This is a genomic window from Halomonas sabkhae (genome assembly GCF_030409265.1).
GTDB lineage: Bacteria > Pseudomonadota > Gammaproteobacteria > Pseudomonadales > Halomonadaceae > Halomonas > Halomonas halmophila.
Genome location: NZ_JAUFPM010000008.1, coordinates 122198 through 138318, shown reverse-complemented (window position 1 = coordinate 138318; position 16121 = coordinate 122198). Strand labels below are relative to the sequence as shown.

Below are 16121 nucleotides of genomic sequence, written 5' to 3'. Positions count from 1 at the left end.
TACGACCATTCCCTCGATCATCGGCGCGAGAGGCCGGTCAGAGCGTTGAGGGGCGGGTTCGGACATTTCGGCATCAGACGTTATACTAAAGTCTGAATTGTCAGGGCGCTTGCGCCTCGCCGACTGCTTTCCTGGAGCCTATGTCGCTGTCATCGCTGTCATCGCTGTTCCTTTCGCTGCGTCGTCTCTGGGCGCTGGATTCCTTCGCTTACAGTCTGCGCGTCTTCATTGCCTTCACCGGTGTGGTGCTGGTGTGCTGGTGGTTCACGGCGCTGCACAGTCTGATCCCGCTGTTTCTGGGCATCATTGCCAGTGCGCTGTCCGAGACGGACGACCACTGGCAGGGTCGCTGGAGGGCCCTGCTGGTCACGCTGGGTTGTTTTGCCGTGGCCGCCCTGTCGGTCGAGGTGCTGTTCAACAGGCCGCTCTGGTTCGTCGTGGGCCTGGCGGTCAGCACTTTTGGCCTGACCATGCTGGGGGCGGTGAACCAGCGTTACGCGACCATCGCGCGGGCGACCCTGATTCTCGCCACCTATACCATGATCAGTCTGGAAAACCGCGCCGCCCCGGCGCTGGAGAATATCTGGCGGGAGCCGGCCCTGCTGGTGGCGGGGGCGGCCTGGTACGGCGTGATATCGGTCATCTGGTGTCGGCTGTTTTCCCGCCAGCCCCTCAAGCATGCGCTGGCCCGCGTGTTTCGCGAGCTGAGCCGCTATCTGCAGCTCAAGTCGACCCTGTTCGAGCCGCGGCGCGACCTGGATGTCGAGCAACGCCGCTATGAGCTGGCGCGCCAGAACGGACGTGTGGTCGCGGCGCTCAATCAGGCCAAGGAGATGATCTTTCGCCGTCTCCAGGAGAGCCGCAGCAGCAAGCTGAACCGTTACCTGTGGCTGTATTTTATCGCCCAGGACATCCATGAGCGGGCCAGCTCGACGCATTACCCGTATCACGAGCTGAGCCAGGCCTTCTTTCACCATGACGTCCTCTTTCGCGCCCAGCGCCTGCTGGCGCAACAGGGCGAGACGTGCCGCGAGCTGGGGCGCTCGCTGTTGCTCAATCGCGCCTTCGTGCAGGGGCACAGCGAGATGGCCCTGGAGGATTTCAACGCCTCGGTGGAGCAGTTGGGGGCCCAACCGCGCCGCGAATGGCAGTCGCTGCTGCCGCATCTGCGTGCGCTGGCCGATAACCTGACGACCCTGCAGGACATTCTCGGGCGTGCCCGTCACCCGGAAGGCCCCGATTCCCACGAAGATGCCTCGTTGTATGACCGCACCCCGCACGGCCTGGACGACGTTCGCGAGCGGGTCCTGGGGCAACTGACGCCGCGCTCGGCGATCTTTCGTCATGCGGTGCGCCTGACCGTAACCCTGGTGGCGGGTTATGGCCTGCTGCACTGGATCCATCCCACCCAGGGCTACTGGATTCTGCTGACCAGCCTGTTCGTCTGTCAGCCCAGTTTCGGCGCTACCCGCCGCCTGTTGCGGCAACGCATTCTGGGCACCATCATCGGCTTGCTGGCGGGCTGGGCCCTGATCACGCTGTTTCCCTCGCCGCTGGTGCAGATCGGCTGCGCGGTGATGGCCGGCGTTGCCTTCTTTGCGGCGCGTGGCCGGCGTTACATGTTCGCCACCGCCTTCATTACCCTGATGGTGCTGTGCTGTTTCAACCAGGTGGGCGACGGCTTCGGGCTGATCTGGCCGCGCCTGTTCGATACCCTGATGGGCGCGGGCATCGCCGGCCTGGCGGTGCTGTTGATTCTGCCCGACTGGCAGGGGCGGCAGCTGCACCAGCAGGCGGCGACGACCCTGGACGCCAGCCGCGCCTATCTCGAGGCCATCCTCGATCAATACCGCCATGGCAAGCGCGATGACCTGACCTATCGGCTGGCGCGCCGCAACGCCCACAATGCCGATGCCGAGTTGTCGACCCTGATCGGCAATGTGCTGCAGGAGCCCGAGCGGTTCCGCCGCGATGCCGATGTGGGGCTGCGCTTTCTGCTGCACTCGCACACCCTGCTCAACTACCTCTCGGCCCTCGGGGCGCATCGCGATGAGCGCACGGAACACTACTCCGGCCCGGTGGAGCATGCGGCCGAGTCCATCGAGGACTCGCTGGCGGCTCTGGCCGCCGGCCTGCGCGATCAGGCTCCCCTGGAGGAGCAGGACGCCAGGTTGAATGACGCCCTGGCCGCGCTGGATACCGAACCCGCCCGCGACGACCCCCAGCTGCTGCGCACCCAGCTGGCCCTGATCGGTCAGCAGCTGGCCCCCCTGCGCCACGCCGCCTGCTCCATCGGTCAACCGGACGCACCGGGAGCTTGAAGCTGGAAGAACGCGGCTAGCGCCGCTCAAGAAGGAAGAGGGAAGAACGGCGCTACGCGCCTTGAAGAGGTAAGAAACCCCTTGACGCCACAAACCCTAGCACCAGCTTGGCCTCTTCCCTCTTCCCTCTTCCCTCTTCCCTCTTCCCTCTTCCCTCTTCCCTCTTCCCTCTTCCCTCTTCCCTCTTCCCTCTTCCCTCTTCCCGCTATAGCCCTGCCGCTGGGCTGTCTCTATGATGGATCGGGTGCCCGCTCGATGTGGCGTGCACGCCCATGGCTTGAACAAGGCGCCATAACAAGCGGCCATGGCATCCAAGGAGGAACCTCAACAATGAGCAACGTGGATTGGAAGCAGTATCCCGGCCAGCGGTTCTACGATGAGCTGCTGGATTCGAGCGGTGTTCCGCGGACGGCGGCGCGACCGCTGTGTGATGCCCTGGCAGGCTTCTCGCCGGCGGCGCTGGCCGAGCGCAAGGCGGCGGCCGAGGTGGCGATTCGCACCATGGGCATCACCTTCACGGTGTATTTCGAGGGTGGCTCGATCGACCGCGCCTGGCCCTTCGATATCGTGCCGCGCATCATCCCGGCCGACGAGTGGCGAGACATCGAGGCGGGCCTCAAGCAGCGCGTGGATGCGCTCAACCTCTTCATCGACGATCTCTACCACGACCAGAAGGTCGTCCGGGATGGCGTGCTGCCCCGCGAGGTGCTGGAGCAGTCGGTCAACTTCCGGCCGCAGTGCGTGGGTGTCGATCCGCCCCGCGGGGTCTGGGCGCATATCTGCGGCTCCGACCTGGTGCGCGATGCCAGTGGCCAGGTCTATGTGCTGGAGGACAACCTGCGCGTGCCCTCGGGCGTGTCCTACATGCTCGAGAACCGCAACGTGACCAAGCGCATCCTGCCCGAGCTGTTCGAGAGCGGGCGCATCCTGCCCGTGGACGACTACCCCGCTCAGCTCTACGACATGCTGGCCAGCCTGTCACCGCGCAGCGGCGTCGACCCGCAGATCGTGGTGCTCACCCCGGGTATCTACAACTCGGCCTATTACGAGCATGCCTACCTGGCGCAGCAGATGGGCGTCGAACTGGTGCAGGGCTCCGATCTGCTCGTCGGCGCCGATGACATCGTCTATATGCACACCGTGGACGGTCTCAGGCAGGTCGATGTGATCTATCGGCGTGTCGATGATCTGTTCCTCGATCCCGAAGCCTTCCGGGCCGACTCCATGCTCGGCACGCCGGGGCTCATGCGGGCCTGGCGGGCCGGCAACGTGGCGCTGGCCAATGCCCCGGGTGCCGGCGTGGCGGACGACAAGGTGGTCTACACCTTCGTGCCCGAGCTGATCCGCTATTACCTGAACGAGGAGCCGTTGCTGGCCAATGTGCCGAGCTATCTGTGCATGTTCGAGGACGATCGCAACTATGTCCTCGAGCACCTGGATGAGCTGGTGGTGAAGCCGGCCAATGAGTCCGGCGGCTATGGCATGTTGATCGGCCCGCGTTCGACGCCCGAAGAGCGCGAGGCCTTTGCCGAGCTGATTCGTCAGGACCCGCGCAATTACATGGCACAGCCGACCCTCGACCTGTCCACGGCGCCGACGCTGTTCGAGGGGGCGCCGGAGCCGCGGCATGTGGATCTGCGCCCCTTCATCCTCTCCGGTCCGGAGACACAGGTGACCATGGGCGGCCTGACCCGCGTGGCGCTGGTCAAGGACTCGCTGGTGGTCAATTCCTCCCAGGGCGGAGGCAGCAAGGATACCTGGATCGTCGAGACGGAGGGGGAATAGACCATGCTTTCAAGGGTCGCCGAAAATCTGTACTGGGTGGCGCGCTACATCGAGCGTGCCGAAGACACCGCTCGACTGATCAGCGTCAACAGCAACCTGCTGCTCGACATGCCGCGTGGGGCGGCGCTGAGCTGGGCGGCACTGGTCGATATCACGGGCGCCGAGAGCCTCTTCGATGCGCTCTTCGATACGCGCAGCGAGCGACATGTGATGAAGTTCCTGTGCCTCTCTCGCGAGTACGACAGCTCGATCCTGTCGTCGCTGGCTCAGGCCCGCGAAAACCTGCGAACCACCCGCGATGTGGTGCCGCGGGAGGTGTGGGAGGAAGTCAATCGCTGTTACCTCGAGGTCGCCGAGCTCGGCGACGACGTACTCAGCACGCGTCGCCGAGATGCCTTCCTGGACAGCGTGATTCGTTCCTGCCAGACCCTCAATGGCCTGATCGAGGGCACCCTGAGCCATGGCCTGGCGCGCACCTTCCTGTCCCTGGGGCGGCATGTCGAGCGGGCGGACATGACCACGCGCATCATCGACGTGCGCTCGCGCAACCTGCTGCCGCGCTCCCCCGGCGAGCTGGTGCCCTTCGAGCATCTGCAGTGGATGAGTGTGCTCAAGTCGTTGTCCGCCTACCAGATGTATCGCCAGGAAGTGCGACTCAGGGTGCGCGGCCCGGATGTGCTGAGGTTCTTGCTGCAGAGCCACAGCCTGCCTCGCTCGGTGCTGCGCAGCCTGGAGGAAGTCAGCTGGGAGCTGGAGGCGTTGCCGCGTCATCATCGCCCGCTGGCGGCGGCGACACTGGCGCGCGCGGAGGTTGCCGAAGCGGATGTACAGGCACTGTCGCGCGCTCCGGCCGAACTGCATGAGCGGATCGATGCCTTTCAGGTGCACTTTCAGCGCCTCCACGAGGCCATCGCCAGCGCCTATTTTGTCGTCGACACGCGGCCGGTGGTCAGCGAGCGGGGGTCGGCCACCGCCGCGCTGGATGACGAGGAGGACTGAACGCGCGGGCGGCGCGCCGGCCGGGGCTCAGCCGGGTAGCCGGCTGGCGTCCGTCACTCGGCCGTGGATATAGGCCAGCTTGTCGCGAATGGCCGGGGTGATCACCGCCGGTACCGCGTCGAGCAGGCCCATTTCGCGGTTCAGCTCGTTGATGGCCAGGCCGATCTGCTGGAAGGCCAGGATCATGGCGTCGATGCCACCATCCTGTGGCGAGTGGCGCAGCCCCGAGTTGTCCGCCGTGTCGAGCAGCGACACCATGTTCAAGTAGAGCGCCCAGGTTTCGGCGAAATCCTCCCACGGATGCATGGTGGCATAGGCCGAGACGTGATTTTCCCACCAGTCCAGCGCCGGCCCCTGTTCATAGTAGCGTTCCAGCGCCTGGCCATAGCCGACGGCATCATGATCGCCGAAGACCGCGCGACAGGCGGCCTCGTCCTGCCCCTTGACCAGCAACTCCCAGTAGTAGTGGCCGATTTCATGGCGGAAGTGGCCAATCAGGGTGCGGTGAGGCTCGTTGAGATCCACGCGCAGGCGCTCCCGCTCGACGTCGTCGGCCTCCATCAGGTTGATGGTGATGTGCCCTTCGTGATGCCCGGTATAGACCTTCTGCTCGTTGCCGGTGGCATGGGCGAAGCTGTTCTCCGGCGTCGCGTCGGCCATGAAGGCGAAGGTCAGCGGCAGCGCCGCGTCATCCCGGGGCGAAGGGTGCGGCAGCCCCATCAGGTCCAGGGTGTAGACGAGGCGTCGCTTGGCGCGCTCCAGGGCCGCCCAGCGTTCGCGATGCCCCTCGACGTGCAGGTCCGGGATGACGCGATTGTGCCGGCAGCAATCACACAGCCCGCCGTAGAAGGCGTACTGGTCCGGCGTCAGCAGCCGGTTGCAGATACCGTGCAGGGCGTAATTATCGCACTTCACCAGCGCCGCACCGCAGCCGGGGGTGGTGCAGTGATAGCAGTCATTATCGTCCTGGCGCAGGGCCGTGATGGAGCAGCACACCGGGCACCAGCCGACCTCGCTGTCGCAACCCAGGCAGCGGGTGTTGTCATAGAAAAGCCGGCTGGCCGGTTGGCAGCAGTGGCAGTCGAAGGTGCGCATGGGATGGTTCCTTGAAGCAAGCTATGCCGGGTGCGGCACTGGTGACACTAGTGGCCTCTATAGATAAGCAATTGCCGGCAAAAAGCAAGCGGATACGCTGAGCTACGAGCTACGAGCTACGAGCTACGAGCTACGAGCTACGAGCTACGAGCTACGAGCTACGAGCTACGAGCTACGAGCTACGAGCTACGAGCTACGAGCTTACGCCAGCCGTCCGCCAAGAGGGAAACGGCTCTGCTTTCAATCCGGTTGCCGCCGCTCTTGTCCCTGTAGATATCGTTCCCGATTTGCCACCCAGCCACCTGTGCCCGATTGAATGAAGGGGTCGAACCCCTCGACGCCGGGCTTCAGGGCCCCATGTTCGTCCCAGTCGTCCCAGCCGGTGAACGGCAGTGGCCGATCCTCGTCCAGGCCGGCCAGGCGCTGGACCCAGCGGGCCTTGTCGTCTTCCAGTTGAGCCGCGAAACGCTCGCTGTTCTGGTAGGTGGGACCACCACCCTGGATGCCGTGTGCCAGGAAGGGCGGCAGGACATCGAAGCCCATGTAGTAGAGCGAATAGTGTATCGGCCACAGCAGCCAGTCGATATTGCCGCCGCGTCCGCCCTGGCCGAAGGTGGTAGTCGGCCCTCCGGTGGTGACCGAGCAGAGGGCGCGACGGCCGCGGAAGTACCCCTCATCGTAGCGCCGCCGGCTGGTGTAGAGCCCGCCATAGACGAAAACGCGATCCATCCAGCCCTTGAGCATGGCAGGTTGGGCGTGCCACCAGAGCGGAAACTGGAAGATCACCAGTTCGGCCCGCTCGAGCCGCGCGATCTCGCGCTGCACGTCGGTGGGCAGCCGGCCGGTCTCGCTGGCGTGACGCTGTTCGGTCAGTGGCGAGAAGGCGTCCGCCTGTGCCCGCAGTGGATAGTGGGCCGGACCCTCGACCGGATCGAACCCATCGGCGTAGAGATCGGAAATCTCGACATCGTGGCCTTGTGCTCTGAGTGTCGAAGCCGCCAAGGTCGTCAGACCCGCGTTGAAGGAATGCGGGTCGGGATGGCAGTGCACGATCAGAATTCGCATGGTGTGACGCCTCTCGATGATGGTTGTGGCGCCATACTGCCCATTGCGATGATGAACAGGTATTCCCTTGGTATGAAAATGGGTTTTGCATGAATGAACAGACTCTGCAATGGGATGACCTCAGAATCGTGCTGGCGGTGGGCCGCTCGGGAAGTCTGTCGGGTGCGGCGCGAACGCTGGGCGTGAGCCATGCCACAGTGTTTCGACGCCTGCGGGACATCGAGCGGCGCCTGGGCGTTCGACTCTTCGAGAGATCGGCCGGCGGCTATGCGCCGACCCCGGCGGGTGAAGATCTGGGGGCGGTGGCTGGCCGCATGGAAACGGAAATCCTGGAGGCCGAGCGACGCGTCGTGGGGCGGGATCTGCGTCCCTCGGGTTCGCTACGACTGACGACCACCGATACCCTGCTGGCCGGACTGCTGTCGCCGATTCTGGTAGCGTTTCGTCGCGAATACCCGGCGATTGCCCTGGAGGTTTCGGTTTCCAACCAGCTATTCGACCTCTCGCGTCGTGAGGCCGACGTCGCGATCCGCCCGTCGAACGCGCCGCCCGAACACCTGGTGGGACGGTGCCTGGGGCGTATCGAGCAGGCGGTCTACGCACCGCGGGATGCGGTCGATGAGGAAGGGGAAGCACCGGCCTGGGTGGGGCCTGACGAGGGCATGACGTACCGCGCGCTGGAGCGCTGGATGGCCGAGCAGGATGTCGAGCGCCATTGCCACTACCGGGCCGACAGCCTGATGGGTATGTACATCGCGGTACGTGATGGCATGGGGCGGGCGGTACTGCCCTGCTACCTGGGCGATGGCGATGCCTGCCTGACGCGAATCGGCGAAACGGTGCCAGAGTTGGCCACCTCACTGTGGGGGCTGACCCATCCAGACCTGCGGCGGGTAGCGCGCGTCACCACCTTCATGCGCTTCGTGGCCACGGCGCTGGAAGCGGTGCCCGAGCTGGGATCGGAGCTTTAAGCTTCGAGCCACGAGCCACGAGCCACGAGCCACGAGCTGGGTTTTCGGGGTTCGTATCTCGCATCTCGCCGCTCGTATGCTTTGGGTTTCAAGCTTCGAGCCAAGAGCCAAGAGCCGTGAGATCAGGTCAGTACACTGGAATTGGCTCGAATCTGCTAGCAGCTCGTTACTCGTGTCTCGTAGCCGGGGCGTCGCCCCGGCGCTCGTGGCTACACCTGCCCGTAACGATCGGCGGTTTCGCCGAGCCAGCGTCGAATCAGTGCCTGGCTGGCGTCCGGGCGGCTGGCCAGCAGTGCCTCGGCCAGGGGCGAGACCTGGGGCAGCAGGTCGGCGTCGCGCTCCAGGTCGGCGATCTTCATCTGCGCCAGGCCGGTCTGGCGGGTGCCGAGCACCTCACCGGGGCCGCGGATCTCCAGGTCGCGTTCGGCGATGCGGAAGCCGTCGGTGGTCTCGCGCATCACCGTCAAGCGCTGGCGCGAGGTCTCGGAGAGCGGTGGATGATAGAGCAGCAGGCAGTAGCTCTCGGTGGAGCCGCGGCCGACGCGGCCGCGCAGCTGGTGAAGCTGCGAGAGTCCCAGGCGCTCGGGGTTCTCGATGATCATCAGGCTGGCGTTGGGTACGTCGACGCCGACCTCGATGACGGTGGTCGCCACCAGCAGGTCCAGCTCGCCCTCCTTGAAGGCGGCCATGATCTCGGCCTTTTCGCTGGCCTTCATGCGACCATGCACCAGGCCGATGTTGAGCCCCGACAGCGCTTCCTCCAGCTCGTCGCGGGTGGCCTCGGCGGCCTGGCACTGCAGGGCTTCGGATTCCTCGATCAGGGTGCACACCCAGTAGGCCTGTCGGCCCTGGTCGCAGGCATGGCGAATGCGCTCGACCACCTCGGGGCGACGTTCGTCGGGAATCACGGCGGTTTTCACCGGCGTGCGCCCGGGGGGTAATTCGTCGATCACCGAGACATCCAGGTCGGCGTAGGCGCTCATCGCCAGGGTGCGCGGAATCGGCGTGGCGGTCATGATCAGCTGGTGCGGCGTCAGGCCGCCGGCTTCGCCTTTCTCGCGCAGGGCCAGGCGCTGGTGGACGCCGAAGCGGTGCTGCTCGTCGATGATCGCCAGGCCCAGGCGCTGGAAGTGCACATCGCCCTGGAAGATGGCGTGGGTGCCGACCACCATCCGTGCCCGACCGTCCTGGATGGCCGCCTTGGTATCCAGCCGGGCCTTGCCCTTGAGTTTGCCGGCCAGCCAGGCGACCTCGATGCCGAGTGGCTCGAACCAGTCGCGGAAGGCGCGGTAATGCTGTTCGGCGAGGATCTCGGTGGGCGCCATGATCGCCGCCTGGCAGCCGCCGGCGATGGCCGAGAGGGCCGCCATGCCGGCCACCACGGTCTTGCCGGAGCCCACGTCGCCCTGCACCAGGCGCAGCATGGGCATTTCGCCGGCCAGGTCGGCGCGAATCTCGTCGAGCACGCGGCGCTGGGCCCCGGTCAGCGAGAAGGGCAGCTGGGTCAGGAAGCGGGCCTGCAGGCCGCGGCCGTCCGGCAGCGGCGGTGCGCCATCCTGCTGGATGCGCAGGCGCACCTCGCGCAGGCTCAATTGATGGGCGAGCAGTTCCTCGAGGGCCAGGCGCCGGCTGCTCGGGTGCTTGCCCTCGGCCAGGGCCTCCGGGTCGGCGTCCGGCGGGGGCAGGTGCAGGGTCTTCAGGCAGTCGTGCAGGGCCGGCAGCTGAAAGCGCTGGCGCAGCTCATCGGGCAGCCATTCCGGGAGCTCCTCGGGGGCGGCCTCCAGGCGCTCCAGCGCCTGACCGATCAGGGCACGCAGACGGGTCTGGTGGAGGCCCTCGGTAGCCGGGTAGATGGGCGTCAGGTGATCTTCCACCGGGGCGTTGGCATCACTCAGCAGCCGGTATTCCGGGTGATAGATCTCCAGGCCGGTGGCCCCGGCGCGGGCCTCGCCGAAGGCGCGCACCTGTACCCCGGCGCGAAACTGTTGCTGCTGAGCTGGCGAGAAATGAAAGAAGCGCAGGCTGAGAATGCCCGAGCCGTCACGCAGGCGCACCAGCAGGCTGCGACGACGCCCGCGCACCACCTCGGCCGCCGCAACCTCGCCCTCGACCACGGCCTCGCTGCCCGAGCGCAGGGTGGCGATGGGCGTGACGCTGGTCCGGTCCTGATAGCGCAGGGGCAGGTGAAACAGCAGGTCGGCCACGCTCTCGATGCGCAGCCGAGCCAGCTTGAGGGCCAGGGCTTCGCCCACCCCCTTGAGGTTGGTGACAGGGGCGTCGAGCTGTGTCATGCCATGGCCGGTTCGGTCTTGCGGCATGTCGCGATGGCCTGGGTCACCGCATCGATGGCCTGCGGCCGCGGGAAGCTGGCGCGCCATGCGATCGCCACGGTGCGGCCGGGAGCCGGGTCGGCGAAGGGGCGCGTGGTCAGCAGGCCCTGCTCATAGTGATGGCCGATGGCTGAGTGCGGCAGTACCGTGATGCCCAGCCGGGAGGCGACCATGTGGCGAATGGTCTCCAGCGACCCGCCCTCGGCGGTCAGTGTATTGTTGGGGCTGTTGAGCTTGTGGCTGATGGCCGGGCAGGCCTCGAGAATCTGGTCGCGGAAGCAGTGGCCCTCGCCGAGCAGCAGCAGGCGTTCCTCCAGCAGGTCTTCCTTGGCAATGGTGTCGCGGCTGGCCCAGGCATGATCGGCCGGCAGCAGGACCTCGAAGGGCTCGTCATACAGCGGCTTGGTCACCACATCCGTCTCGGTGAACGGCAGGGCCACAATGATGGCATCGAGCTCGCCGCTGCGCAGCTTGCGGCGCAGGTCGCCGGTGAAGCCTTCCTCGATGTACAACGGCATTTGCGGGGCCTGGCGGGTCAGCTCGGGCACCAGGTGCGGGAACAGATAGGGCCCGATGGTATAGATCGCGCCGATGCGCAACGGGCTGGCCAGCTGGTCGCGGCCGGCGGTGGCCAGTTCCTTGATCACGCTGCTTTGCTCGAGCACGCGCTGGGCCTGCTCGACGATTCGCGCCCCCAGGGGGGTGACCTGTACGGTGGACTTGGAGCGTTCGAACAGGGCCACGCCGAGCTCTTCCTCGAGCTTTTTCACGGCCACCGACAGCGTCGGCTGGGAGACGAAGCACTGTTCGGCGGCGCGCCCGAAATGGCGCTCCTGGGCCAAGGTTACGATATAGCGGAGTTCTGTTAGTGTCATCGTGGTGCCGGGCATCCTTTCATGTGGTAGGGGGTCCCGCCGTCAGGGCATCCTCGTATGATAGAGACTTTTTATCAGGGGGCGAAAGAAGAGTGAAGACGACAACGCTGATTCTGGGGTGTGGCGATATCGGCACGATCCTTGGTGGCGAGCTGCAGCAGGCGGGCCACCGGGTCGTCGGGGTGCGCCGTGATGCACGCAAACTGGCCGACAGCGGGCTGGAGGCGCTGGCCCTCGATCTGGGCGATGCCGAGGCGCTGAAGACGCTGCCGGATGCCGATATCGTGGTGTATGTGGTCAGTGCGGATCGCTTCGAGGAGGATGCCTACCGGGCCGCCTACCCGGCGGGGCTGACGACGGTGCTCGCCGAGCTGGGGCGTCGCGCGACGCCACCGCGCCATGTGTTCTTTGTCTCATCCACCGGGGTCTACGCCCAGCAGGATGGTGAGGTGGTCAACGAGGCCAGCGAGACTCAACCTGGCGGTTTTTCCGGCAAGCTGATGCGCGAGGCCGAACAGGCGCTGACCGAGCATGACCTGCCGGGCAGCGTGATACGCTTCTCGGGCATCTACGGCCCGGGGCGCGACCGCCTGATCCGTCAGGTCAAGGAAGGCCGCATCGCCGCCGCCTCTCCGGTCATGTACTCCAACCGCATTCACCGTGATGACTGTGCCGGCGTGCTCGCTCACCTGATCGGCAAGGCGCTGGACGGTGAGTCCCTGCACGAGCTGTATCTGGCCAGTGACTGCGAACCCGCGCCCATTCATGACGTCATGACCTGGATGGCGAAGCAGCTCAAGGTCGAGTCCAGCGAGACCATCCAGTCGCCGCTGCGCCGCCGGGCCAGCAAGCGCTGTGACAATACCCGGCTGCTGGATAGCGGTTATCGATTCCGTTACCCGACCTTCCGCGAGGGCTATACCGACGTCCTGCGGGCCGGCGGACACCTGCCGGAAAAGTGAGCGCGTGAGCTGCTCAAGGGCGTGAGCTGGCGAGGGTCGTATAGCGACTGCCGTGTGGCGTGGGCACCGAACTGACCAGTGATACACGCGCATAGGACCACTCCAGCGCGACCGTGGGCAAGCCTGTGGCGGGCGGGGGCCGGGCGTCTCGCAACAGCGAGATGTGCGGCCTGAACTGCCGGGGCTGTACCTCGATGCCGAAGCTTTCCAGCGACGCGACAAGCGACTCTCGGCGCCGACACAGTTCCTGCGACGCCGGGCCACCCACCCAGACAATGCGCGGCCCGGCGAAATGGCCCCAGCGATCCAGCCGCCACTGCCCTGCGCCGAACACCTGGCTCTCCAGCCAGCGGCTCAGCGACTCGGCCCCCGCCTCGGACTGCTCGCCCAGAAACGCCAGGGTCAGGTGCAGGTTGTCATCGACGATGCGCCGGCCACCGCACTGGGCGTGAGCCGCATCGGCCAGCTGCCCGAGCTGCCGGCGCAGCCCGGGCGGGGGAATCAGCGCGAGGAAAAGTCTCATTTAGCAGTAAAAGGAAAGAGAAGATTCATGTTGTGAGCGAAGATAGGCTGGTCGCTGCCGGAGCGCAGCTACCGGAGTGTAGCCTGCTACATGAGGATAGCGAGCACCGCCGGCGGCCAGGATATCGAGCGCAGCAATGAATCATCCTTTCCTCAGTCGCCGATGACCAACACCGCCTCCGCCTCGACCTGACTGCCCTTCGGCAGCGCCTTGACGCCCACCGCAGCACGCGCTGGATAGGGAGAGTCGAACACCTCTTCCATGATCTGATTGACGATGGCGAAGTTGTCCAGATCCACCAGGTAGAGGTTGAGCTTGACCACATCCTTCAGGCCACCGGCGGCCTCTTCGCAGACCGCCTTGAGGTTGGCGAAGACCTGACGGGCCTGGGTTTCGAAATCGTCGGACACGATCTCCATGGTCGCCGGGTCCAGCGGAATCTGGCCGGAGATATAAACCGTGTTGCCCGCCTTGATGGCCTGAGAGTAGGGCCCGATGGCGGCAGGCGCTTGTTGAGTATTGATGACGGCCTTGTTGCTCATGGTGCGCTCCCGTGATGGTGTTGTGATGTTGATGAAATAGCTAACCTGGCCTGCCGACGATGACGACAGGCCGAGGGCAGGTTGAATCAATTGCTCAGGCGGTTGATCTTGCTGACGTGTGACAGATTGCGCAGTCGCTTGATGATGCGCGCCAGGTGGCCGCGGCTATGTACCGCCAGGGTCAGGCTGACGATCGCCAGCCGAGCGTCGCGTTCCTCGATATCCACGCGTTCGATGTTGGCATCGGCATCGGTGACCACGCTGGCCAGTTCGGCGATCAGCCCGCGTCGGCTCTCGACCTCGAGGCGCAGTGGCACCGGGAAGTCTTCGTCGCCCTGGTCGGCCCAGCTGAGCGGAAACAGCTTTTCCGGGTCGTCGCGACGAATCTCGGCCAGATTACGGCACCGTGAACGGTGCACGACGATGCCCTTGCCGGCCGACAGGTGGCCGATCACCTCGTCGCCCGGCAAGGGATGGCAGCAGCGAGCATACTTGATCACCATGCCTTCGGCGCCACTGATCATGATCGGCCCCTGGACCTGCTCGCTGGCCACCGGTACCTGATCGTCATGCGGCAGAGCCACCAGGCGCCGTGCCACCACATGCGCCACCCGGGTGCCGAGCCCGATAGCCGTCAGCAAGGCGTCGGCATCGTCCAGCTCGAGTTCTTTCAACACGGCCGCCATGGCGCCCTCGGGCAGCTCCTCGAGGCTGGTCTCGTAGGCGGCCAGCGACTTGTTGAGCAGCCGGCGACCCAGCTGTGCGGCCTCCGTCTGCTGCTGGTGCTTGAGGGCATGCCGAATCGCTGAGCGCGCCTTGGCGGTCACCACACTGTTGAGCCAGGCCGGATTCGGCTTGGCGCCGGGCGCGGTGATGATCTCCAGGGTCTGGCCGCTTTCCAGCCGGGTCGACAGCGGCGCCAGATGGCGATCGATGCGGCAGGCGATGCAGCGGTTGCCGATATCGGTATGCACATTGTAGGCAAAGTCGATCACCGTGGCGCCCTGGGGCAGCTCGCGAATGTCGCCCTTGGGCGTGAACACGTAGATATCGTCCGGGAAAAGGTCGTTCTTGACGTGTTCGATGAACTCCAGCGAGTCACCGGCATGGCGCTGCATCTCGAGCAGGCCCTTGACCCAGGCGCGTGCCCGGGCATGGCTGCCCTCGGCAATCGGATGCTCGGTCTGGCCGGCCTTGTACAACCAGTGGGCGGCAATGCCGTTGTTGGCCATGGCTTCCATCTCGCGGGTGCGTATCTGCACCTCGATGGGCATGCCCCCGGCGCCGAACAGGGTGGTGTGCAGGCTCTGGTAGCCGTTGGCCTTGGGAATCGCGATGTAGTCCTTGAAGCGCCCGGGCACCGGCTTGTAGAGGTTGTGCACCACGCCGAGGATGCGATAGCAGGTATCCACATCCTGGGTGATGATGCGGAACCCGAACACATCCATGATCTCGGCGAAGGGTTTGCGCTGATCGCGCATCTTGCGATAGATCGACAGCAGGTGCTTCTGCCGGCCGACCACCGAGCCCTTCAGCCCTTCGTCGTCGAGGCTCTGCTGCAGGCTGTTCTGGATCTGGCGGATCGACGCCCGGCGATGGCCGCGGGCACTGGCCACGGCGCGCTTGATGCGTTCCGAGCGCATCGGGTGCAGGGCCTGGAAGGAGAGGTCCTCGAGCTCGACGCGGATGGTGTTGATACCCAGGCGGCTGGCGATGCGCGCATAGATTTCCAGCGTCTCGCGGGCGATGCGCCGTTTCTTCTCCGGGCGCAGGGCGCCGAGCGTGCGCATGTTGTGCAGTCGGTCGGCCAGCTTGACGATGATCACCCGCATGTCGCGGGACATCGCCAGCACCATCTTCTGGAAGTTCTCGGCCTGGGCGACCGCCTTGTCCTCGAAGGTGATCTGGGTCAGCTTGGAGACGCCGTCCACCAGCTCGGCCACCGGCTTGCCGAACTGCTTGCCGAGGGCCTGCTTGTCGATGCCGGTATCCTCGATGACATCGTGCAGCATGGCAGCCATCAGGCTCTGATGGTCCATGTGCATGTTGGCCAGGATGTTGGCGACCGCCAGCGGGTGCGTCACATAGGGTTCGCCGGAGCGACGACGCTGACCGTCGTGTGCCTGCTCGGCGTAATAGAAGGCACGCTTGACCTGCTGGATCTCATCCTGGGGTAGATAGCCGCCGAGTCGGTCGGCCAGGTCATCAATGGTGAACATGCAGCGCGCCTTGAGTACGTCGTGAGAGCCCCGAACGTCGTGTCAGCCCCGAGCAAGGTCGACAGGCCCGTGGCCGGGCCCATGAAGGCCTCATTCGTCGAGGGGGGCTTCCTGTTCAGCATCCGGCGCATTGTACTCGCGACGAACCGGCGGCTGGGACGCCTCGATCGGCTCATCGAGCACGCTGGCGTCGATCAGGCCTTCGGCGATCTCGCGCAGCGCCATGACCGTGGGCTTGTCGTTTTCCCAGGGCAGCAGGGCATCACGCGAGCCGCGGGACAGCTGGCGGGCACGGTGGGTGGAAATCATCACCAGCTTGAAGCGGTTTTCGACGTTTTCCAGACAATCTTCGACGGTGACTCGGGCCATGGGTGCCTTCCTGAATGCTGACGGGAAAAACCCCGGCCGGCGTCATGGCGCCCCAGGGATTCCAG

At 65.5% G+C, this 16121-nt stretch carries 13 protein-coding genes; 5 read left to right on the top strand and 8 right to left on the bottom strand.

Annotation, left to right across the window (positions count from 1 at the left end; all coding sequences use genetic code 11):
* Positions 1-140 precede the first annotated feature (140 nt).
* From yccS to QWY79_RS06560, 3 genes are all read left to right on the top strand, one after another.
* Complete coding sequence (gene yccS / locus QWY79_RS06570) at positions 141-2321, top strand: YccS family putative transporter (protein WP_290271090.1); 2181 nt, start codon at positions 141-143, stop codon at positions 2319-2321.
* A gap of 330 nt (positions 2322-2651) precedes the next feature.
* Positions 2652-4106: a circularly permuted type 2 ATP-grasp protein gene (locus QWY79_RS06565; RefSeq protein WP_290271088.1), complete on the top strand. Its 1455-nt coding sequence runs from the start codon at positions 2652-2654 to the stop codon at positions 4104-4106.
* A gap of 3 nt (positions 4107-4109) precedes the next feature.
* On the top strand, positions 4110-5105 hold the full coding sequence (locus QWY79_RS06560; RefSeq protein WP_290271085.1) for an alpha-E domain-containing protein: 996 nt from the start codon (positions 4110-4112) through the stop codon (positions 5103-5105).
* Positions 5106-5132: 27 nt separating this feature from the next.
* On the opposite strand, the gene QWY79_RS06555 is transcribed toward QWY79_RS06560, so the two are convergent.
* Together QWY79_RS06555 and QWY79_RS06550 are read right to left on the bottom strand one after the other, a co-directional pair.
* Positions 5133-6200 (bottom strand): zinc-binding metallopeptidase family protein, encoded by a 1068-nt coding sequence (locus QWY79_RS06555; RefSeq protein WP_290271083.1) that lies wholly within the window; start codon positions 6198-6200, stop codon positions 5133-5135.
* Positions 6201-6440: 240 nt separating this feature from the next.
* A complete protein-coding gene (locus QWY79_RS06550) occupies positions 6441-7265 on the bottom strand; it encodes an NAD(P)H-dependent oxidoreductase (protein WP_290271081.1) in 825 nt (274 codons plus the stop codon).
* Between the two features lie 89 nt (positions 7266-7354).
* Here QWY79_RS06550 and QWY79_RS06545 point away from each other — a divergent pair, with 89 nt between their 5' ends.
* A complete protein-coding gene (locus QWY79_RS06545; protein ID WP_290271079.1) occupies positions 7355-8236 on the top strand; it encodes a LysR family transcriptional regulator in 882 nt (293 codons plus the stop codon).
* Between the two features lie 209 nt (positions 8237-8445).
* Here QWY79_RS06545 and recG read toward each other — a convergent pair whose 3' ends face one another.
* A complete protein-coding gene (gene recG, locus QWY79_RS06540; protein WP_290271434.1) occupies positions 8446-10527 on the bottom strand; it encodes an ATP-dependent DNA helicase RecG in 2082 nt (693 codons plus the stop codon).
* A complete protein-coding gene (locus QWY79_RS06535; RefSeq protein ID WP_290271077.1) occupies positions 10524-11441 on the bottom strand; it encodes a hydrogen peroxide-inducible genes activator in 918 nt (305 codons plus the stop codon). Before QWY79_RS06535 ends, recG begins: the two co-directional genes overlap by 4 nt.
* A gap of 92 nt (positions 11442-11533) precedes the next feature.
* Between QWY79_RS06535 and QWY79_RS06530 the strand changes: the two genes are divergently transcribed.
* Positions 11534-12403 carry an SDR family oxidoreductase gene (locus tag QWY79_RS06530; RefSeq protein ID WP_290271075.1) on the top strand — a complete coding sequence of 290 codons (870 nt, stop codon included), beginning with the start codon at positions 11534-11536 and terminating at the stop codon, positions 12401-12403.
* Between the two features lie 13 nt (positions 12404-12416).
* Here QWY79_RS06530 and thpR read toward each other — a convergent pair whose 3' ends face one another.
* The 4 genes from thpR to rpoZ all read right to left on the bottom strand — a co-directional run bounded on the left by thpR (position 12417) and on the right by rpoZ (position 16056).
* The gene (gene thpR, locus QWY79_RS06525) at positions 12417-12926 is read right to left on the bottom strand and encodes an RNA 2',3'-cyclic phosphodiesterase (protein WP_290271073.1); all 510 of its coding nucleotides are present in this window, start codon (positions 12924-12926) and stop codon (positions 12417-12419) included.
* Positions 12927-13078: 152 nt separating this feature from the next.
* Complete coding sequence (locus QWY79_RS06520) at positions 13079-13468, bottom strand: RidA family protein (protein ID WP_290271071.1); 390 nt, start codon at positions 13466-13468, stop codon at positions 13079-13081.
* 86 nt (positions 13469-13554) lie between these two features.
* Complete coding sequence (locus QWY79_RS06515; protein ID WP_290271069.1) at positions 13555-15687, bottom strand: RelA/SpoT family protein; 2133 nt, start codon at positions 15685-15687, stop codon at positions 13555-13557.
* Positions 15688-15777: 90 nt separating this feature from the next.
* Positions 15778-16056, bottom strand: a complete 279-nt coding sequence (gene rpoZ / locus QWY79_RS06510) for a DNA-directed RNA polymerase subunit omega (RefSeq protein WP_290271066.1) — start codon at positions 16054-16056, stop codon at positions 15778-15780.
* Positions 16057-16121 lie beyond the last annotated feature (65 nt).